This is a genomic window from Elioraea rosea (assembly GCF_007644105.1).
Lineage (GTDB): Bacteria > Pseudomonadota > Alphaproteobacteria > Acetobacterales > Acetobacteraceae > Elioraea_A > Elioraea_A rosea.
On the sequence record NZ_VFAC01000009.1, the window covers coordinates 80,773 to 99,506 of the forward strand.

Annotated in this window: 18 protein-coding genes; 8 read left to right on the top strand and 10 right to left on the bottom strand. The window is 71.6% G+C overall.

The window, feature by feature from the left end; all coding sequences use genetic code 11:
• Positions 1–26: 26 nt before the first annotated feature.
• From tsaE to FIF60_RS08520, 7 genes are all read left to right on the top strand, one after another.
• Positions 27–494, top strand: coding sequence for a tRNA (adenosine(37)-N6)-threonylcarbamoyltransferase complex ATPase subunit type 1 TsaE (gene tsaE / locus FIF60_RS08490; protein WP_144185671.1), 468 nt, complete (start codon positions 27–29; stop codon positions 492–494).
• Positions 491–1,477: an aminoglycoside phosphotransferase family protein gene (locus tag FIF60_RS08495; RefSeq protein WP_239451559.1), complete on the top strand. Its 987-nt coding sequence runs from the start codon at positions 491–493 to the stop codon at positions 1,475–1,477. The genes tsaE and FIF60_RS08495 overlap by 4 nt, the downstream gene beginning before the upstream one ends.
• Positions 1,474–2,211: a nucleotidyltransferase family protein gene (locus FIF60_RS08500; protein ID WP_144185632.1), complete on the top strand. Its 738-nt coding sequence runs from the start codon at positions 1,474–1,476 to the stop codon at positions 2,209–2,211. Before FIF60_RS08495 ends, FIF60_RS08500 begins: the two co-directional genes overlap by 4 nt.
• Positions 2,201–5,209 (top strand): double-strand break repair protein AddB, encoded by a 3,009-nt coding sequence (addB, locus tag FIF60_RS08505; protein ID WP_144185633.1) that lies wholly within the window; start codon positions 2,201–2,203, stop codon positions 5,207–5,209. The genes FIF60_RS08500 and addB overlap by 11 nt, the downstream gene beginning before the upstream one ends.
• Complete coding sequence (addA, locus tag FIF60_RS08510; protein ID WP_144185634.1) at positions 5,206–8,676, top strand: double-strand break repair helicase AddA; 3,471 nt, start codon at positions 5,206–5,208, stop codon at positions 8,674–8,676. Before addB ends, addA begins: the two co-directional genes overlap by 4 nt.
• Before the next feature lie 116 nt (positions 8,677–8,792).
• Complete coding sequence (gene trxA / locus FIF60_RS08515; RefSeq protein ID WP_144185635.1) at positions 8,793–9,119, top strand: thioredoxin TrxA; 327 nt, start codon at positions 8,793–8,795, stop codon at positions 9,117–9,119.
• A 94-nt stretch (positions 9,120–9,213) separates the two neighbouring features.
• Positions 9,214–10,320 (top strand): PQQ-dependent sugar dehydrogenase, encoded by a 1,107-nt coding sequence (locus FIF60_RS08520; protein WP_144185636.1) that lies wholly within the window; start codon positions 9,214–9,216, stop codon positions 10,318–10,320.
• Here FIF60_RS08520 and FIF60_RS08525 read toward each other — a convergent pair.
• The 7 genes from FIF60_RS08525 to pyrF all read right to left on the bottom strand — a co-directional run bounded on the left by FIF60_RS08525 (position 10,317) and on the right by pyrF (position 16,564).
• On the bottom strand, positions 10,317–11,597 hold the full coding sequence (locus FIF60_RS08525) for a bifunctional folylpolyglutamate synthase/dihydrofolate synthase (protein WP_144185637.1): 1,281 nt from the start codon (positions 11,595–11,597) through the stop codon (positions 10,317–10,319). The genes FIF60_RS08520 and FIF60_RS08525 overlap by 4 nt on opposite strands.
• Positions 11,598–11,607: 10 nt before the next feature.
• Positions 11,608–12,516: an acetyl-CoA carboxylase, carboxyltransferase subunit beta gene (gene accD / locus FIF60_RS08530; RefSeq protein ID WP_144185638.1), complete on the bottom strand. Its 909-nt coding sequence runs from the start codon at positions 12,514–12,516 to the stop codon at positions 11,608–11,610.
• A 20-nt stretch (positions 12,517–12,536) separates the two neighbouring features.
• The gene (gene trpA / locus FIF60_RS08535; RefSeq protein WP_144185639.1) at positions 12,537–13,385 is read right to left on the bottom strand and encodes a tryptophan synthase subunit alpha; all 849 of its coding nucleotides are present in this window, start codon (positions 13,383–13,385) and stop codon (positions 12,537–12,539) included.
• Positions 13,386–13,396: 11 nt separating this feature from the next.
• Entirely contained in the window at positions 13,397–14,626 is a 1,230-nt protein-coding gene (gene trpB / locus FIF60_RS08540) for a tryptophan synthase subunit beta (RefSeq protein ID WP_144185640.1), read from the bottom strand.
• Positions 14,627–14,744: 118 nt separating this feature from the next.
• Entirely contained in the window at positions 14,745–15,014 is a 270-nt protein-coding gene (locus FIF60_RS08545; RefSeq protein WP_144185641.1) for a hypothetical protein, read from the bottom strand.
• 186 nt (positions 15,015–15,200) lie between these two features.
• Complete coding sequence (locus FIF60_RS08550; RefSeq protein WP_144185642.1) at positions 15,201–15,854, bottom strand: phosphoribosylanthranilate isomerase; 654 nt, start codon at positions 15,852–15,854, stop codon at positions 15,201–15,203.
• Positions 15,851–16,564: an orotidine-5'-phosphate decarboxylase gene (pyrF, locus tag FIF60_RS08555; protein ID WP_144185643.1), complete on the bottom strand. Its 714-nt coding sequence runs from the start codon at positions 16,562–16,564 to the stop codon at positions 15,851–15,853. Before pyrF ends, FIF60_RS08550 begins: the two co-directional genes overlap by 4 nt.
• A gap of 88 nt (positions 16,565–16,652) precedes the next feature.
• Between pyrF and FIF60_RS08560 the strand changes: the two genes are divergently transcribed.
• Complete coding sequence (locus FIF60_RS08560) at positions 16,653–16,844, top strand: VOC family protein (protein WP_144185644.1); 192 nt, start codon at positions 16,653–16,655, stop codon at positions 16,842–16,844.
• Between the two features lie 231 nt (positions 16,845–17,075).
• Here FIF60_RS08560 and FIF60_RS08565 read toward each other — a convergent pair whose 3' ends face one another.
• Genes FIF60_RS08565 through sppA form a run of 3 tightly spaced genes read right to left on the bottom strand, consistent with a single transcriptional unit; the run spans position 17,076 to position 18,688 of the window.
• Positions 17,076–17,405, bottom strand: a complete 330-nt coding sequence (locus FIF60_RS08565; RefSeq protein WP_239451560.1) for a lipopolysaccharide assembly protein LapA domain-containing protein — start codon at positions 17,403–17,405, stop codon at positions 17,076–17,078.
• 30 nt (positions 17,406–17,435) lie between these two features.
• The gene (gene ihfB, locus FIF60_RS08570; RefSeq protein ID WP_144185645.1) at positions 17,436–17,753 is read right to left on the bottom strand and encodes an integration host factor subunit beta; all 318 of its coding nucleotides are present in this window, start codon (positions 17,751–17,753) and stop codon (positions 17,436–17,438) included.
• Entirely contained in the window at positions 17,750–18,688 is a 939-nt protein-coding gene (gene sppA, locus FIF60_RS08575; protein ID WP_144185646.1) for a signal peptide peptidase SppA, read from the bottom strand. Before sppA ends, ihfB begins: the two co-directional genes overlap by 4 nt.
• Positions 18,689–18,734: the final 46 nt, after the last annotated feature.

An 18,734-nucleotide genomic window follows, 5' to 3' on the forward strand; every position in this document is an offset into this window, starting at 1 on the left:
TCGCGACAAGGCTGGCGCTGGAGAGGATGGCAGCGGCAAGCGCACTCAAGCGCAGGCTCGAGGACGAGGGGGCGACCGAACGCCTTGGCGCGGCAATCGCCGCCGTCATGCGGGCGGGGGATGCGATCCTGCTGCGCGGCTCCTACGGCGCGGGAAAGACGACGCTCGCCCGTGCTCTGGTCCGCGCCGCAAGCGGCGATCCATCCCTTGTCGTGCCGAGCCCCTCTTTCACCCTGGCACAGACGTACAGCCTTCCCTCCGGCACCACGCTCACGCACTACGATCTCTGGCGAACCGAAGCGGTGGAGGAGCTTGCCGAGCTCGGCTGGCAGGATGCGCGCGAAGGCATCGTCGTCGTCGAATGGCCCGAGCGCCTCGGGATCGCCGTGCCGCCGGATGCTCTCTCGATCACCCTCTCGCCCGTGCCTGGCGATCCGGGCGCGCGGGACGCGGTGCTCGAGGGATGGGCAGGACGTCTGGAGGACCTGCCGTGACCGTCGAAGACTTTCTCGCCAGGCACGGCTTCGCCGATGCCGCGCGCCACGCACTTCCGGGCGATGCCTCGTTCCGTCGCTACGAGCGGCTCGAGGGTGGGCCGCGTCCGGCGCTGCTGATGGTCTGCCCGCCGGGGAAGGAGACGGTCGGGCCGTTCGTGCGCGTCGCGCAGCACCTCCGGTCGCTCGGCCTCTCCGCGCCGTCCATCATCGGCGCGGACGACGCCGCGGGCCTTGCCATTGTCGAGGACCTCGGAACCGACACGTTCACGGCGCTTCTGGCCGGAGGCGAGGACGAGGCCGCGCTCTATGGGCTCGCCGTCGATGCGCTTGCGGTGCTCCACCAGGCGCCGCCGCCGGCCTGGGCCCCCGCGTGGGGGCCGGCGCAGATGACCGCCGCGGCGAAGGCAACGCTGCTCGACTGGTGGTGGCCGGCGATGTTTGGCGGCGAGCCGCGCGCGGCCGTTATCGCGTCCTTCGAGGAGGCGTGCACGGCCATGCTTGCGCCGTTCGCTGCCGATGCGCCCGTTCTTGCGTTGCGCGACTTCCATGTCGACAACCTGCTTCGCTTGCCCGGTCGCGTCGGTGCCGCCGCCTGCGGCCTTCTCGACTTCCAGGACGCGGGCATTGGCCATCGCGCCTACGATCTCGCGAGCCTGCTTGAGGATGCGCGCCGCGACGTTCCGGCCTGGCTGGCCGAGAGCATGCGTGCGCGCTATCTGGCCCATGCGTGCGGGCTCGACGCAGCGCGGTTCGACGCAGCCTTCGCGGCGCACGCGGCGATGCGCCACGCCCGCGTGGCGGCGCTCTGGACCAGGCTCGAACGCCGCGACGGCAAGCCGCATTATCTCGCGCACGCGCCCCGCACCTGGCGCCTGCTTGCCGAGACGCTCGCGCATCCTTCCTGCGCACCGCTCGCTGCGTGGTTCGATGCGCACGTCCCGCCCGCACTCCGCCGAGCACCGGAGGCGCGCGCGGCATGATTGCGCCGCCGAAACGCGCGATGGTGATGGCCGCGGGCCTCGGCACCCGCATGCGCCCGCTGACGGAGACGACGGCGAAGCCGCTGCTTCCCGTGGCTGGGCGAACCTTGCTCGATCGCGCGCTCGACCACCTCGCCGATGCCGGCGTGGACACCGTCGTCGTCAATACGCACTGGCAGCGCGACCGCGTTCTCGACGTGCTCGGCGCGCGCACCCGGCCCACCATCATCGAGAGCAACGAGCCCGTGCTTCTCGAAACGGGCGGCGGCGTGGTCAACGCCCTGCCGCGGCTGGGGCCGGAGCCATTCTTCGTCGTCAACGGCGATGCGTTCTGGCTCGACGGGGCGACGCCAGCGCTCGCCCGCCTCGCCGCGGCGTTCGAGCCGCAGGCGATGGATGCGCTCCTGCTCGTGCATCGCGCCTCGCTTCTCCCCTTCCATGTCGGCCGCGGCGACTTCGCGGTCGACCCACTCGGCGTCGTGCGCCGGCCGAAGGAGAAGGAGATCGTTCCCTATCTCTATGCCGGCGTTCAGCTTGTCTCGCCCGCGCTGTTCGAGGGCGCGCCGGAGGGGCCGTTCAGCACGAACCTGATGTGGAACCGCGCCATGGCTGCCGGGCGCCTGCACGCCGTGGTGCATGACGGGATCTGGCTGCATCTCTCGACGCCGGAGGATCTGACGGAGGCCGAGGAGCTTCTGCGCGGACGCGTCTCGGCATTCTCCTATGCCCGCTGAGGCGCAGACCACCGCAGCTCGGGCCCCGCGCCTTCTCGCCATCCCCGCCCATGTGCCGTTTCTCGATTCGCTCGCGCAAGGGCTTTGGCGTGATGCGGGCGAGGATCCCGCGGCGCTTGCGCGCATGACCGTGCTTCTGCCGACGCGCCGCGCCGCGCGTGGACTGTCGGAAGCCTTCCTGCGGTTGACCGATGGCCGCCCGCTTCTTCTGCCCCGCGTCATCGCGCTTGCCGAGGCGAATGACGAGGCCGCGGTGATCGCAGGCGTTGCGCCGCCCCCTCCGCCGGTGCCTGCGCTTCGCCGCCAGGCAGCGCTCGCCCGCCTCGTGCTCGCGATCGAACGGAGCATCGGGTCCGACGGGCTAGACCATGGCTTCCGCCTTGCCGGCGAGCTCGCGACGCTTCTCGACGAGATCGCCCGCGAGGAGGCTGACCCCGCGCGCCTCGCAGACGCTGCCGAGGCGGCCTATGCCGAGCATTGGCAGCGCACAGTGCGCTTCCTCGAGATCGTCACCGAGCATTGGCCGCGATGGCTCGCCGAGAACGGGCTGATGGACCCCGCGGCACGGCTCGTCGCCATGCTCGAGGCGCGCCGAAAGGCATGGCTCGCCGCTCCTCCCGCCACCCCGGTGTATGGCGCGGGCTCGGCCGGCAGCATTCCGGCCATCGCGCGGCTTCTCGGTACCGTCGCCCGCTTGCCGCGCGGCACCGTCGTGCTTCCCGGGCTCGACCTCGCCATGGCCGACGAGCCCTGGGAGTCGATGCTGGAATCGCACCCCCAGGCGGGGCTGAGGACGCTGCTTGCCACGATCGGCGCCACCCGCGCCGATGTGGGCGTGTGGGACCATCCTGGTGCTGGCGCGGGTGGCAGCCCCATGCGGTCCGCGGTCGTTGCGCGGGCGATGCTTCCCGCATCCGGCATGGTCGATTGGCGGCGGCAGGACAGGCTCGGCGTGCGCGAAGGCATCGGCGGGCTGTCGCGCATCGATGCGTCGGACCAGAACGAGGAAGCGCTCGCCATCGCGCTTGCGTTGCGTGCTGCGCTCGAGACGCCCGGCCGCCGCGCCGCGCTCATCACGCCGGACCGCGCGCTCGCCCAGCGCGTCGCCGCAGCGCTCGGCCGCTTCGGCGTGCGTGCCGATGACAGCGCCGGCCGCCCGCTCGGCGCGACGCCGCCAGGCGTGTTCCTGCGCCTTCTCGTGAGCGCCTGCGTGGAGAAGCTCGCGCCCATCCCGCTGCTTGCCCTTCTCAAGCACCCGCTCGCTGCCGGAGGCATGGCGCCCGGGCGGTTCCGCGCCGCGGTTCGCCTGCTCGAGGCGGCGCTGCTGCGCGGCCCGCGACCGGCCCCTGGCCTCGACGGTCTCGATCAGGCCTTTGCCCATGCCGCGTCCATTCCACCACCGTACCGGCCACGCGGTCTGGCGGCCGTCGGGCGGGTGCTCGAGGCCCTGCGTGCGGCGCTCGCACCGTTGCTTGGCGCACTCGCGATCGGGTCGGCACCGCCGGCGCGTTTCCTTGCCGCGACGCTTGCCTCTGCCGAGGCGCTGGCCGCGAGCGATGCCGAGGCCGGCGCCGATCGTCTCTGGGCGCTCGAAGCCGGCGAGGCGGCGGCCGAGCGCATGGCCGAGGCGATGGAGTCGCTCGACGGTCTGCCGCCCTGCTCTCCGGCTGAATGGCCCGGCCTGTTCGAAGCGCTGTTCGAAGGCGTCGAGGTTCGCCTTCGCCGTATCGGCTCGGCCGGGCTCGATGCGCCGCACCCGCGCCTCTTCATCTGGGGCGTGCTCGAAGCACGGCTCCAGTCGGTCGATCTTGCCGTGCTCGGCGGGCTGAACGAGGCAACCTGGCCGGCGGCGGTCGACCCCGGGCCTTGGCTGTCGCGTCCGATGCGGGTGCGGTTCGGGCTCGCCTCGCCAGAGGCAGCGATTGGCCAGGCGGCGCATGACGTGAGCCAGCTCGTCTCCTGCTGCCCCGAGGTGCTGTTGACGCGCGCACGCCGTGTCGATGGCGCACCGACCGTGCCGAGCCGCTGGCTCGTCCGCCTCGATGCGTTCCTGCGCAGCCAGCTCGGCGACGGCCAGCACCTCGCCCCGCCCGCCGACTGGCTTGCGCTCGCCCGCGCGCTCGATGCCCCGCTCGAGGTGATCCCTGAGAAGCGACCCGAACCGAAGCCGCCGCTCGTGCTGCGACCGAAACGCTTGTCGGTGACGGAGATCGAGACGTGGCTGCGCGACCCGTTCGCGATCTACGTACGCCATGTGCTCGGCCTCCGCCCTCTCGCGCCGATCGACCAGCCCGTCGATGGCGGGGACTGGGGAAGCCTGATCCACGACACCATCGCCGCCGCGCTCAGGCGCTCGGCGAAGGAGGGCTGGCCAGGCGAGGGCGCATTCCGCTCCTGGATCATCGCTGACGGCGAGAGGCGCCTCGGAGCGCTCGCCGCCCCCGCCCGCGCGGCGTTCTGGCGGCCCCGCCTCGCACGAATCGCCGGCTGGGTCGCGGCCACCGAGCGTGAGCGGCGCGAGCGCGACGGTGTCAGCGGCAGCTTCGCCGAGATCAAGGGCGAGCTCCTCCTGCCGGACGGCTTCGTTCTGCACGGCCGCGCAGACAGGATCGATCGTCTCGCAGACGGAACGCTCGCGCTGATCGACTACAAGACAGGCTCCATCCCCGAGAAGCGCGAGATCGAGGAGGCCTACGCGATCCAGCTCACGCTCGAGGCGGCGATGGCCGCACGCGGCGCCTTCGCCGACATAGGCCGCGCCGCGCCGGCCTCGCTCGCCTATTGGCGGTTGACGGGCGGTTTCGAGCCGGCGGAAGCCAAGCCGGTCAGCGGTGACGTGGGCCTGCTCGCCGCAGCCGCGTGGGAGCGATTCGAGGCATTGCGCGCACGTTATGCCGATGGCGGCACGGCCTATCACGTCCGCCCGCATCCGCATCGCGCGCCTGCCTTCTCCGACTACATTCACCTCGCGCGCATCGCCGAGTGGGGCGGCGAATGAGCACGGGCGACGCCCGCCGGGAAGCGATCGCGGCGCAGCGCCGCGCGGCCGATCCCTCCGTTTCCGCCTGGGTTAGCGCCTCGGCCGGTTCGGGCAAGACCACGCTTCTGACGGCGCGCGTGCTCAGGCTTCTGCTCGGCGGGTGCGAGCCAGGCCGTATCCTCTGCCTCACCTACACCCGGGCCGCGGCAGCGGAGATGGCGACGCGGCTGGCAACACGCCTCGGCGAATGGGCGGCCCTGCCTGACGATGCGCTCGCCGACGCGCTCGAGGGGCTTGGCGTTGCGGTCGACGAGGAAACGAGAACGCGCGCGCGCGGCCTGTTCGCGCGCGTGCTCGACCAGCCAGGCGGCCTCAGGATCGCGACCATCCACGCCTTCTGCCAGAGCCTGCTGCGCCGCTTCCCGATCGAGGCGCATGTCGCGCCGCACTTCGCGCTGATCGAGGAGCGCGACTCGCAGGACCTGCTTGCCGCCGCGCGCGACGAGGCGCTCGGGGAAGTCTCGCCGGAGATCGCCGTCGCGCTTGAGACCGTCGCGCCGCTTGCCGCGTCGGACAGCTTCTCCGGCCTCGTGACGCAGGTTCTGGGCTCGCGTGGGCGCCTCTCCCGCGCGCTCGCTGCCTCGAACGCTCCCGACGGCGTCGCGACGATGCAGCGCCGCGTGCTCTCCGTCGGCCTCGACGAGACGGAGGAGGAGCTTCTGGCCCGCGCGTGCGGCCGCGACTTCGCCATCCTTGCCCGCGCGGCCGAGGTGTTCGCAGGCTGCGGCAAGGAGGACAAGGACCGGGCCATCCTGATGCGCGCCTGGCTCGCGCGGGAGCCGGAGGCGCGCACAGCGCGGTGGGATGACTGGTGCTGCGTGTTCCTGACCGACAAGGGAGTGATCCGCTCCCGGCTCGCAACCAGGCAGGCCGTCGCGGCGATGGGCGACATCGCAAGCGCGATGGAGGCCGAAGCCGAGTTCGTGCTCGAGGTCGAGCGCCAGCGCCGTGCGCTTCGCGCGGCCACCGCCTCCTCGGCCCTGATCCGCCTCGTGTCGCCGGTGATCGCGGCCTACGAGAAGCGCAAGAATGCGCGCGCCGGCCTCGACTATGACGACCTGATCGGCAGGGCGCGCGCGCTGCTCGCAAGCACCGACACGGCGTGGGTTCAGTACAAGCTCGACGGCGGGCTCGACCATGTCCTGCTCGACGAGGCGCAGGATACCTCTGCCGCGCAATGGGAAGTCGTCGAGCGTCTCACCGAGGAGTTCTTCGCGGGCGAGGGCGCGCGCGACGGCGTCGCCCGCACGCTCTTTGCCGTCGGCGACGTGAAGCAGAGCATCTACCGCTTCCAGGGTGCGGCACCGGCGGAGTTCGCGAGGGCGCGCGAGCGCACGGCAGCGCGCGTCACTGCCGTGCACGGCGAGGATCATTTCCGCGCCGAACAGGTGGCGGTGTCGTTCCGCTCCGCCGCGCCGGTGCTCGCGCTCGTCGATGCCGTGTTCGACGATGCCGACGTCGCGCGCGGCGTGGCCCTCGATGGCGGGGCGATCGTGCATCGGCCCGTGCGCGCGGGCCAGGCGGGGCGCGTCGAGCTCTGGCCGCCCATCGCGCCCGACCCGGTTCCCGAGGCGACGGAGTGGGACCCAAATCCACGCGCCCGCGCGCGCGACGGCGAGGAGAAGCTCGCCGATGCGCTGGCCGCGCAGATCGATGCCTGGCTTCGCTCCGGCGAGGTGCTTCCCGCGCGCGGGCGCCCGATGCGCCCGGGCGACATCCTCGTGCTCGTCCGCCGCAGGCGGGCCTTCGTGAACCAGCTCGTGCGCGCACTGAAGCGGCGCGACGTCCCCGTCAGCGGCATCGACCGTCTCGCGCTGGTCGAGGAGCTCGCGGTGATGGACATCCTCGCCACCCTCGATTCGCTCCTGATGCCGGAGGACGATCTCACCTTCGCGGCAGCGCTGCGCTCGCCCCTCTTCGGCCTCGGCGATTCGTCGCTAATGGATCTTGCGGTCGGCCGCGGCCGTCTGCCGCTCCGCTTCACGCTTCGGCGCAGGGCGCATGAGCGGGAGGAATGGCGCCGTGCGGAGGAGCGGTTCTCCGCGCTCGCCGCACGTGCCGACATCGACACGCCGCATGCGCTGATCGCGCGCCTTCTCGGGCCGCAGGGCGGGCGGGCGCGGCTACTCGCCCGCCTCGGCCCCGATGCCGCCGACCCGATCGACGAGCTCCTGAACGCGACGCTCGCGCATGAGCGGTCACATCCGCCGGGGTTGCAGGGCTTCCTCGCCTGGCTTCGCGCGGGCGGCAACGAGATCAAGCGCGAGCACGAGGCCGGCGCGAACGAGGTGCGGGTGATGACGGTGCATGGCGCGAAGGGGCTCGAGAGCCCCGTCGTCATCCTCGCCGACACCACCTCCGTGTCCGACAGGCCCGACCCGCTCGTATGGGTGGCCGATCGCGCGACGCATGCCGACGTGCCGCTCTGGGCGCCGAGGAAGGAATTCCGCGCAGAGCCGATCGATGCCGCGCGGGCGGAGGAGCAGGAGCGCGAGCGCGAGGAGTACCGCAGGCTGCTGTACGTCGCTCTCACCCGCGCGGAGGACAGGCTCCTTGTCACCGGCGCGCTGAACCGCAGGAACGCGGGAAAGGAGCCCGGCTGCTGGTTTGACCTCGTCGAGGCCGGGTTCCGCCGCCTCGCGCCCCTCGGGGCGGAGGAGACCGGGTTCGACCCCGGCGCGCTTCTGGGTGACCCCGGCTGGCGCACGGGAGGCTGGCGCTACGCCACGGCACAGGAGGACGCGCCGGACAGGACGCGGGAGGTGGAGAACGCCCGGCCAGTGGTCACAGGCCCGGTTCCGGCCTGGGCGCGCGAGCCGCCGCCGGAGGAGGCTTCGCCGCCACGACCGCTTGCGCCATCGCGCGAGGAGGGCGACGAGCCGGCCGCCGCCTCCCCCGTGCGGGGCGGGGACCGTGGCGCGCGGCGCTTCCGGCGCGGCCTGCTGATCCACGCGCTTCTGCAGCACCTGCCCGACCTGCCGCCCGCACAGCGGCGAGCAGCGGCGCGCGCGCACCTCGCCGCGCCCGGCCTCGGCCTTTCCGACGGCGAGATCGAGGAGATCGCTGCCGAGACGCTCGCCATCGTCGAGGACCCTGGCTTCGCCCCGCTATTCGCCCCCGAGGCGCTCGCCGAGGCCCCCGTCGTCGGCCGCGTCGGTGACCGCGTGGTCGCCGGCCAGGTCGACCGGCTGACGGTGACGGAGACGGAGGTGTTGGTCGCCGACTTCAAGACGAACCGCCCCCCGCCCGAGAGGGTGGAGGATGTCTCGGCCGCCTATCTGCGCCAGATGGCGGCCTATCGCGACGTTCTCCGGGGCGTGTTCCCTGGGCGGCCGGTGCGCTGCGCGCTCGTCTGGACATACGCCGCGCGCATGATGGAACTGCCCGACGCGCTGTTGGACCGGCACGCTCCCGCGCCCATCTAGCGCTGACACGGGACCTGGACTAGGCCCGGGTTGCCGGGTTTCCAGCCCTGCATGCTAGAACCAATACTACCCAAGAGCGCCAGAACCAGCCCCCTGGCGACAACCCGGAGAGATGCATGAGCACGAGCACCAAGCCCGTGACGGATGCCAGCTTCGAGACGGACGTGCTGAAGGCCGACCATCCGGTGCTGGTCGATTTCTGGGCCGAATGGTGCGGGCCCTGCCGCACGATCGCGCCTGCGCTCGACGAGATTGCCGCGAACTATGCGGGCAAGCTCACCGTCGCCAAGGTGAACGTCGACGAGAACCCTGTGACGCCGAACCGCTTCGCCGTTCGCGGCATTCCTACGCTGATGATCTTCAAGGGCGGCCAGCCCGTCGCCACCAAAATGGGCGCCGACAGCAAGGGCAACCTGACCGCCTGGGTGGACGCGAACCTGTGATCGTCGCTGCCGTGCGGATCCCTCTGCGCAGGGTTTCCCGCCCGGCCTGACTGCCCCATCTCCCGGTGCGGTGCCACGCCTCCGGGAGATGACGATGCCGAAGCCCCTGCTTCTCGCCCTTCCTCTCGCTCTCGCCGTCTCGGCCGCCTCGGCCGAGACGGTCCGCAGCGAGCGGGCGACCTTCCGGGTCACGCCGGTTGCCGGTGGGCTCGAGAACCCCTGGGGCCTCGCCATCCTTCCCGATGGCCGCATGCTGGTGACGGAGCGTCCGGGACGCGTGCGCCTCGTCGGCGCCGACGGGCGCCTCTCAGACCCGCTTGCCGGCACGCCGGGCACCGTCGCCAACCGGCAGGGTGGCATGCTCGATGTCGTCCTCCATCCCCGCTTTGCCGAGAACGGCTTCGTCTATATCTGCCACGTGACGGAGGGGCAGGGCGGCACCTCGAGCACGATCACGCGGCTGAAGCTCGAGGGGGAGCGCTTCTCCGAGCCGCGGACAATCCTTTCCGTCACCCCTCGCGTGGGCAACGGCCTGCATTTCGGCTGCCGCATGGCGTTCGGCCAGGACGGCATGCTCTTCGCCGGCTTCGGCGACCGGTTCCAGATGGACCGCGCCCAGGACCTCGGCGACCTCAACGGCAAGATCATCCGCCTCGCCGATGACGGCGCCGTGCCGCAGGACAACCCCTTCGTCGGCCGCCAGGGTGCGCGGCCGGAGATCTGGTCCTGGGGTCACCGCAACATCCAGGGCCTCCTAGTGGACCCGGCCACCGGCGCGCTCTGGGCGCACGAGCACGGGCCGCAGGGCGGCGACGAGGTTAACCTGATCAGGCGCGGCGCGAACTATGGCTGGCCGCGCACGACGCATGGCGTGAACTACGGCGGCGCGACGATCACCGACAACCGCAGCCTGCCCGGCATGGAGGACGCCCTGAAGGTGTGGGTTCCCTCGATCGCTCCTTCCGGTTTCGCGGCGGTGGCGGGCGATGCCTTCCCCGCCTGGCGCGGCAACCTGCTCGTCGGCGCGCTGCGCGACCGTTCCCTCGTCCGCCTGACGCGCGAGGGTGACCGCATCACCGGCGAGGAGCGCATCTCGATGTTCGGCGAGCGGATTCGCGAGGTGCGTGTCGCCCCCGATGGCCGCGTCTACCTGCTGACCGACAGCCGCGAAGGCGCGATCTGGCGTCTCGACCCGGCCTAGGAATTGTCGCCAAGCACGACGCCGGCGAGGTAGAGGCTGCCGCAGACCAGCACGCGCGCGGGACCCTGGTTCTCGCGCGCGATCGCAGCGATCGCATCCGCCACGCGCGGGCCGATGCGCGCCACGCCGCCCGAGGCCTCGACGATCGCCACGGGCGGCTGGGCGAGATGCTGGTCGGGCTCAGCCACGGCCCAGAGGCTGGCCGCGTGCGGGATCAGCGGCACGAGGAAGCCGGCCGTCGCCTTGCCCGCCTTCATGCCGACGACGAGATGCCACGGCCGTTCGCGCTCCGCCCCGATGTGTTCGGCAAGCGCGCGCCCCGCATCCTCGTTGTGTCCGCCATCGAGCCAGAGCTCCCACCCCTCCGGCAGGAGCGAGGCGAGCGGGCCATGCGTCAGGCGCTGCAGCCGCGCGGGCCATGATGCCGTCGCAAGCCCTTGGGCGAAGGCCGCATCGGTGAAGCGCGCATCGCGCGTCGACCGCAGCGCGGCGATGGCGATGCCCGCATTGTCGTGCTGGTGGGCGCCAGGCAGGGCCGGGCGCGGAAGCGCGAGCGTGCCGGCGGTGTCCTCGTAGCGAAGCCCGCCCGCTTGCGGCGTGATGCGCCATGAGTCCTCACGCGCGAGCAACGATGCGCCTACGGAACGGGAGCGCTCCGCGAGAACGGCCATCGCCTGCGGCGACTGTAGGCCGGTGGCGCAAGGCACGCCCGGCTTCATGATCCCCGCCTTCTCGAAGGCGATCGCCCCGATCGTGTCGCCGAGGAAGTCCATGTGGTCCATCGCGATCGAGGTGATCGCGCAGGCTGCGGGGCGCTCGATGACGTTGGTGGCATCGAGCCTGCCGCCGAGGCCGACCTCGAGGACCAGGAAATCGGCAGGTATCTCTGCGAACAGAAGGAACGCCGCCGCGGTCGCGATCTCGAACACGGTGATCGGCGCCTCGCCATTGGCCTGCTCGCAGCGCTCGAGCGCCTCGGCCAGCGCTTCGTCGGTCACGAGCGCGCCGGCGAGGCGTATGCGCTCATGGAACGTCACGAGATGTGGGCTGGTATAGACATGCGTGCGCAGCCCCGCCGCTTCGGCGATGGCGCGCGCGAACGCGCAGGTCGAGCCCTTGCCGTTCGTTCCGGCCACGTGCAGGACGGGCGGCAGGCGCCGCTCCGGGTGGCCGAGGCGCGCGAGGAGCCCTTCGATCCGCCCGAGCGAGAGGTCGATCAGCTTCGGGTGAAGGCGGGCGAGCCGCGCCATCACCGCTTCCGACGGCAAGGCCGCCATGGCGCGGGGCTCAGCCCTCCGAGATGCCGGGAAGCGCGAGCACCTCGGCGCTCGGCCGCGCAGCGCGCCGGGCTGCGGGCTCGGTGAGCAGCCCGATGAGGCGTGAGAGCGTGTCGCGCAACTCCGCCCGCCTGGCGACGATGTCCACCATGCCATGCTCGTTCAGATACTCGGCGCGCTGGAAGCCTTCCGGAAGCTTCTCGCGCACGGTCTGCTCGATGACGCGTGCGCCGGCGAAGCCGATCATCGCGCCTGGCTCCGCGACATGGATGTCGCCGAGCATGGCGAAGGAGGCGGTGACGCCGCCAGTCGTCGGGTCGGTCAGCACGACGATGTAGGGAAGCCCGGCTTCCTTCACGATCTGCACCGCGATGGTGGTGCGCGGCATCTGCATCAGGCTCAGCGCGCCCTCCTGCATGCGCGCACCGCCGGAAGCGGTGATCGCGATGAGGGCGGCCTCCTGCAGCACCGCGAGCTTCGCTGCGGCGACGAGCGCCTCGCCCACGGCGGTGCCCATCGAGCCGCCCATGAAGTCGAACGCGAACACGGCGACGACGGCACGCTGCCCGCCGATCGTTCCGTGCGCGACGATGATGGCGTCATCGAGCTCGGTCTCGGCGCGGGCTGCCTTCAGACGGTCGGCGTAGCGCTTCTGGTCGCGGAAGTGCAGCGGGTCAGCCGGCACGGCGGGCAGCTCGATCGTCGCGAAGCCCTCGTCCATCAGGCTTGCAAGACGTTCCTTCGCCGGCAGCCGCATGTGGTGGCCGCAATTGGGGCAGACGCGCAGGTTCTTGGCGAGCTCGAGATGGAAGATCATCTGCTCGCAGGCCGGGCACTTGTGCCAGAGATTGTCCGGCACGTCCTTCCGCCCGAGAAGCGTGCGGATCTTCGGCCTGACGTAGTTGGTGAGCCAGTTCATCGCGTCCCTGTCCGCTGCGCTCAGGCGGCCTGGCGGCGTGCGCCCCGCACGCCGGAGGCGAGCGCGCGCACCTGCTCGAGCACCTTCTCGACCGTACCGGGCCTCGCGCGCCCCGCCTCGTCGAGGTCCCCCGCGAGCGTGTCGAGGAGGGCGGAGGCAACCACGGCCGCATCGGCGATGCGTGCCGCCGCGGCCGCCTGCTCCGGCGTCCGCACGCCGAAGCCGATGGCGATCGGCAGGTCGGTCGCGCGCCGGATGCGGGGGATCGCTTCGGCGAGGTGTTCCTCGGTCGCCGAGCGCGTGCCGGTGATGCCGGTGATCGAGACGTAGTAGACGAAGCCGCCAGACCCGGAGAGCACGACGGGAAGGCGCTTCTCGTCCGTCGTCGGCGCGACGAGGCGGATCAGCTCGAGCCGCTGCGGCGCGGTGTGGACCGTGAGCTCGTCGGCCTCCTCCGGTGGCAGGTCGACGACGATCAGGCCGTCCACGCCGGCCTCTGCGGCGTCCTTCGCGAAACGCTCCGGCCCGTAGCTGTAGATGGGGTTGTAGTAACCCATCAGGACGACGGGCGTTGCGTTGTCCTTCGCGCGGAAGCCGCGCACCATCTCGAGCGTTCCGGCAAGCGTCGCGCCCGCCTTCAGCCCGCGCTGGCCCGCACGCTGCACCGTCGGGCCATCGGCCATCGGATCGGTGAAGGGAACGCCGATCTCGACGAGGTCTGCCCCCGCGCCGGGCATGCCGGCAAGTAGGGCTTCGGAGGTCGCGCGGTCGGGGTCGAAGGCCTCGACGAAGGTGATCAGCGCGCCGCGCCCCTCGGCGCGGAGGCTTGCGAAGCGCGAAGCGATCCGGCTCGGAGCGCCGTCTGCCACGCGGTACCCGCTCACAGCTTCACCCCCAGGGCCTCGGCGACGGTGAAGATGTCCTTGTCGCCGCGGCCGCAGAGATTCATCAGGATGATCGCGTCCTTGTCCATCTCGGGCGCCATCTTCGCCACGTGCGCAAGCGCGTGGGACGGTTCGAGAGCCGGAATGATTCCCTCCGTGCGCGTGCAGAGCTGGAACGCCTCGAGCGCCTCGGTGTCGGTGACCGCGACGTACTCGACACGCCCGAGCTCGTGCAGCCAGGAATGCTCCGGCCCGACGCCGGGATAGTCGAGCCCGGCCGAGATCGAGTGCGCCTCGAGGATCTGGCCGAACTCGTCCTGCAGGAGGTAGGTGCGGTTGCCGTGCAGAACGCCAGGCCGACCCTTGGTCAGGCTCGCCGCGTGCTGGCCGCTGTCGAGCCCGTGGCCGGCCGCTTCGACGCCGATGAGCCTCACCTCGCTGTCGTCGAGGAACGGGTAGAACAGCCCCATCGCGTTCGACCCGCCGCCGATCGCGGCGACCGCGACGTCGGGCAGGCGGCCGGCGGCGCGCAGCATCTGCTGCTTCGCCTCGATGCCGATGACCGACTGGAAGTCGCGCACCATCGCCGGATACGGGTGCGGGCCGGCGACCGTTCCGATCAGGTAATAGGTGTCGGTGACGTTGGCGACCCAGTCGCGCAGCGCCTCGTTCATCGCGTCCTTCAGCGTGGCTGCGCCGGAGGTGACGGGCTTCACCTCCGCGCCGAGAAGCTTCATGCGGAACACGTTGGGCGACTGCCGCGCGACGTCGGTGGCACCCATGTAGATCGTGCAGGGAAGCCCGAACAGCGCGCAGACCGTTGCGGTCGCGACACCATGCTGGCCCGCGCCCGTCTCGGCGATGATGCGCCCCTTGCCCATGCGCCGCGCGAGCAGGATCTGGCCCATGCAGTTGTTGATCTTGTGCGCGCCGGTGTGGTTGAGCTCGTCGCGCTTGAACCAGACCTGGGCGCCGCCGAGCGCCTTGGTCAGCCGCTCGGCGAACCAGAGTGGGCTCGGGCGGCCGACATAGTCGGAGAGGTAGCGGTCGAGCTCCGCCTGGAACGAAGGGTCGGCCTTGGCGGCCTCGTAGGCTTTCTCGACCTCGAGGATCAGGGGCATCAGCGTCTCGGCGACATAGCGGCCGCCGAAGCTGCCGAAATGCCCGCGCTCGTCCGGCCCCGTCCTGAGGCTGTTCGGCAACGCTGGGGATAGGGGCTTGTTCACGTCTCGCCTCCCGTTCGGAAGGCGCGGTCCTAGCGCAAAAGCCGCCCCCGGCCTAGAGGACCGGAGGCGGCATCTGCGAGGGCGGGAGGGAGGAACCGCCCTCGGCAATCACGCGTGATCAGCCACGCGAGCCGGCCTGGGGCGCGAGCGCGAGCGGGATCACGTCGAAGCTCGGGCCAGAGGCGACGATGCGGACGTTCGGGTTCGTGCCGACGGTCGCATAGGCCTGGCCGAAGCTCGGCGCGGCGTCGCCGTTGCCGCCGACGTGCTGCGCGGCAACCAGCGGGCGCGCGGTACCCTCGACGGGCGCCTCAGCGGAGGCGAATGCGGGGGCGGCGCCGCCGACGAGCAGGGCCAGGGCGAGGGCGGTCGTGGAAAGCTTCGTCATGGTCGTTATCCTTTTGTCGATCTTTGGAACCTCGGCGGAGGCTTTCCGCGAGAGACGCGGGGCGATGGCCGCCGCATCGGATGACCAGAAGCTAATGTCCTATGTTTATCTGTTCCAACGCTTGGTCTGGATGTTCGTCATCCGCCAAACCGATTTCACGACAACGGGAGACGGGGTTGCGACCCTTCAGCCCGCCCGCGCGGCGGCGATGAAGGCGCGGATCAGGTTGGGATCCTTCACGCCGCGTGCGCGCTCGACCCCGCTCGAGACGTCCACGCCCGGGGCCCCGGCGATACGGATCGCCTCGCCGACATTCTCCGCAGTGAGGCCGCCCGCGAGGAGCCAGGGGACCGGCACGGCGGCGCCCTGCATCACCGCCCAGTCGAACGAAGCGGCGTTGCCGCCGGGAAGGGCCCCGGGCGTGCTGGGCGGCGGGGGCTTGGCGTCGAACAGCAGCCTGTCGGCCACGCTGCCGAATTCCACGATTGCCGCTGCGACCTCCTCGCGCGCCGCGACGCCCACGGCCCGCATCACCGGCAGGCCGAACCGCGCGCGGACCGCGGCTACGCGGGCGGCATCCTCCCTCCCGTGCAGCTGGATCATGTCGAGCGGGACGGCGGCGAGCGTTTCGGCGAGCGCCTCATCCGACGCATCGACGAACAGGCCGACGTGAAGCGGGCCGCCCGCGTGACGCGCCGAGAGCGCCGCCGCCGCTGCGGGAGTGACCGCACGCGGGCTCGGCGGATAGAACACGAAGCCGATCATGTCTGCGCCGGCCTCGACCGCTGCGTCGACGCCGGCCTCGTCCGAAAGCCCGCAGATCTTGACCGTGACGCTCATCCGAGCGAGGCCGCGATCGCCCTTGCCGCCTCGGCAGGGTCGGCCGCTCCGGTGATCGGCCGGCCGATGACGAGCCAGTCAGCCCCGGCAAGGACGGCCTGGCTCGGCGTCATCACGCGCTTCTGGTCTCCCGCGTCTGCCCCCGCGGGGCGGATGCCGGGAACGATGAGCGGCACGCCAGGCCCCAGTCCGGCGCGAAGCTGGGCGACCTCGTGGGCGGAGCAGACGAGCCCGTCCGCGCCGCTGTCCACTGCGAGCCGTGCAAGCCGAAGCACCTGCTGCGCGGGCCCGCCGGCGACGCCGGTCGCGGCGAGGTCGGCCGCGCCGAGGCTCGTCAGCACCGTGACGGCGAGGATCATCGGACGCCGCCCGCCCGCGCCCTCTGCGGCCTCCCGCGCGGCGGCGACCATCGCCGGGCCGCCGGCTGCGTGGATCGTCAGCATCGCGACGCCGAGGGAGGCGGCCGCACGCGTCGCCCCGGCTACGGTGTTCGGGATGTCGTGCAGCTTGAGGTCGAGGAAAATCGGTGCGCCTGCCGCAGCGACGGAGGCGACCACCCCCGGCCCCGAGGCGACGAAGAGCTCGAGCCCGATCTTGACCAGGCCGACATGCGACGCGAGCGCGGCGGCCCAGGACGCGGCGCGGCCGGCATCGGGCGTGTCGAGGGCTGCGATGATCCGTTTCTGTTGTGAATCAGGGAGGGAGAGCATAGGCTTCCTGTAACAGCCACCCCACGCTTCGCCAACCGGAGAACCGGGACCCGGAGAACAGGGAAAGGGGTGCAGGGGGAACTCAGCGGTGGCAGGCCTGCATCGAGCAGCCACGACCAAGCCCGGGGCGTCCCGCGCCGGCGCCGAGCGCTGCATCCCGATCCTCGCGAGCCGCGACCTCGATGTGATGGAGGAGTTCTATGCCGCCCTCGGTTTCACCGCCTCGGCGCGGTGGCGCGGCGGCCACGGGTACCTGATCCTGACGCGCGGCCCGCTTTAGCTTCACGCCCATGCCGATGACGGCGTCTGGCCGCCGGAGAACCCGGTTTCCTGCTATCTCCGCGTCGCCGACGCCGATGCACTGTACGCGGAGTGGGCGCACGCGCACCTGCCCGCCCGCGGCATCCCGCGGCTGACCGCGCCTGAGGACAAATGGTTCGGGATGCGGGAGTTCACGCTCGTCGACCCTGACGGCAACCACATCCGCGTCGGCACGCCGAAGAAGTAGCGGTCACCGCCTCGTCAGAAGCGCAGTCGGGGGAGGCTCGGCCGAGGGGCTGCGGGCGAGCTTGCGGCGAAGCTCGTCCACCTCGCCGCGCAGCGCGGTGGCGCTGTTCTCGAGCCGCCGCGCGCGCATCCGCGTCGGCAGCCCTGCCGTCCACACCACGAGTGCGCCGAGCAGGAACGCCACCGCCGAGACGGCCAGAACGGCCACCGAGAGAGGCAGCTCCACCGTCATGTCGAACGGCCAGAGGCCCAGCCGGACGAGCTGCGTGTTCGAGACGGCGAACAGCACGACCAGCGCGCCGAGCGGAATTGTGATGAGCCATGACGCACGCACTGTCCGCTCCCCCCGTTTGACTGCCGCCGGTCAGCGGCCGGCCGATGCCGGCTGGGCCACACGCCCGCCGCCCTGGTTCAGCCTCTCGCGCAGGTCCTTGCCGGCCTTGAAGAACGGAACGACCTTCTCCGACACCTCGACGGCCACGCCGGTGCGCGGGTTGCGGCCCGTGCGCGCGTCGCGCTTCTTCACGGAGAAGGCGCCGAAGCCGCGAAGCTCGACGCGGTTGCCTTGCGCGAGCGCGGCGACGATCTCGTCGAACACGGTGGTGATGATCGCCTCGACATCGCGCTGCATAAGGTGCGGATTGCGCCGCGCCAACTCGGCGATCAGCTCGGACCGTGTCATTCGCCTCCCCCCCGCACCCAGCCTAAGGTTGAAGGGTGCCAGACAGCCATCAGACCGTCAAGGCTAAGCCGTTCTGAAACAAGGGCTTTTCTGGCCTCCCGCAGGAGCCTTGGAATGAGCCTGTCACGATCGTCGTCAGCGACGTCGCGGAACGGCAGGCTCGCAGGCACGCCCTTCTCCGCCGCAAGCCAGCTGCGCGCCTCCGCCTCGCCGCCGATCGCGTCGACGAGGCCGGCGGCGATCGCCTGGCGGCCGGTGAACACGCGGCCATCGGCGATCGCGCGCACGCGTGCCTCGTCCATGCGGCGGCCTGAGGCGACCATCGAGACGAACTGCGCGTAGAGATCGTCCACCACCGCCTGCAGCGCCGCGCGGCCTTCGTCGGTCAGCGGCCGGAAGGGCGAGGGCTGGTCCTTCAGCGGGCCGGAGCGCAGCGCCTCGGCGCGGATGCCGAGGCTGTCGAGAAGCTCGGAGAACTCGGTCGTCTGCATCAGCACGCCGATCGAGCCGGTGACGGTCGCCTCGCGGGCGAAGATGCGTTCGGCAGGCAGCGCGATCATGTAGCCGGCCGAGGCGGCCGTGCCGCCCATCACCGCGACGACGGGCTTCCTCGCTGCAACGGAAGCGAGCGCCCGGTGCAGCGCCTCGCCGCCTGCAACCGTGCCCCCGGGGCTGTCGATCGCGACCACGAGCGCGCGCACCGACGCGTCCTCCGCCACGGAGGCGAGCGCGCGGTCACGGTCACGGTCCTCGGTGATGACGCCGGAGACGGAGAGCCGCGCGACCGACCCGCCGAGGAGGGACCGCGCCGGCCCGCTCTCGAGGCCAGCCAGGACGATCGCGCCGAGCACGGCGGCGAGCGCGATGCCGCGCCACAGCGCGATGCCGCGCTTGAGGCGGCGGCGGTCGATCAGGAGGTCGCTTTCGAGGGCCATGCGCGAGGTATGCCAAAGCCGCGCCGCCGCGTCACGCGCGGCAAGG

Bases quoted from the DNA above. Each gene is read 5' to 3' on its own strand.
- tsaE (WP_144185671.1), top strand. From the start codon at position 27: ATGGCAGCGGCAAGCGCACTCAAGCGCAGGCTCGAGGACGAGGGGGCG.
- FIF60_RS08500 (WP_144185632.1), top strand. From the start codon at position 1,474: ATGATTGCGCCGCCGAAACGCGCGATGGTGATGGCCGCGGGCCTCGGC.
- addB (WP_144185633.1), top strand. From the start codon at position 2,201: ATGCCCGCTGAGGCGCAGACCACCGCAGCTCGGGCCCCGCGCCTTCTC.
- addA (WP_144185634.1), top strand. From the start codon at position 5,206: ATGAGCACGGGCGACGCCCGCCGGGAAGCGATCGCGGCGCAGCGCCGC.
- trxA (WP_144185635.1), top strand. From the start codon at position 8,793: ATGAGCACGAGCACCAAGCCCGTGACGGATGCCAGCTTCGAGACGGAC.
- FIF60_RS08520 (WP_144185636.1), top strand. From the start codon at position 9,214: ATGCCGAAGCCCCTGCTTCTCGCCCTTCCTCTCGCTCTCGCCGTCTCG.
- FIF60_RS08525 (WP_144185637.1), bottom strand. From the start codon at position 11,597: ATGGCGGCCTTGCCGTCGGAAGCGGTGATGGCGCGGCTCGCCCGCCTT.
- accD (WP_144185638.1), bottom strand. From the start codon at position 12,516: ATGAACTGGCTCACCAACTACGTCAGGCCGAAGATCCGCACGCTTCTC.
- FIF60_RS08545 (WP_144185641.1), bottom strand. From the start codon at position 15,014: ATGACGAAGCTTTCCACGACCGCCCTCGCCCTGGCCCTGCTCGTCGGC.
- FIF60_RS08550 (WP_144185642.1), bottom strand. From the start codon at position 15,854: ATGAGCGTCACGGTCAAGATCTGCGGGCTTTCGGACGAGGCCGGCGTC.
- pyrF (WP_144185643.1), bottom strand. From the start codon at position 16,564: ATGCTCTCCCTCCCTGATTCACAACAGAAACGGATCATCGCAGCCCTC.
- ihfB (WP_144185645.1), bottom strand. From the start codon at position 17,753: ATGACACGGTCCGAGCTGATCGCCGAGTTGGCGCGGCGCAATCCGCAC.
- sppA (WP_144185646.1), bottom strand. From the start codon at position 18,688: ATGGCCCTCGAAAGCGACCTCCTGATCGACCGCCGCCGCCTCAAGCGC.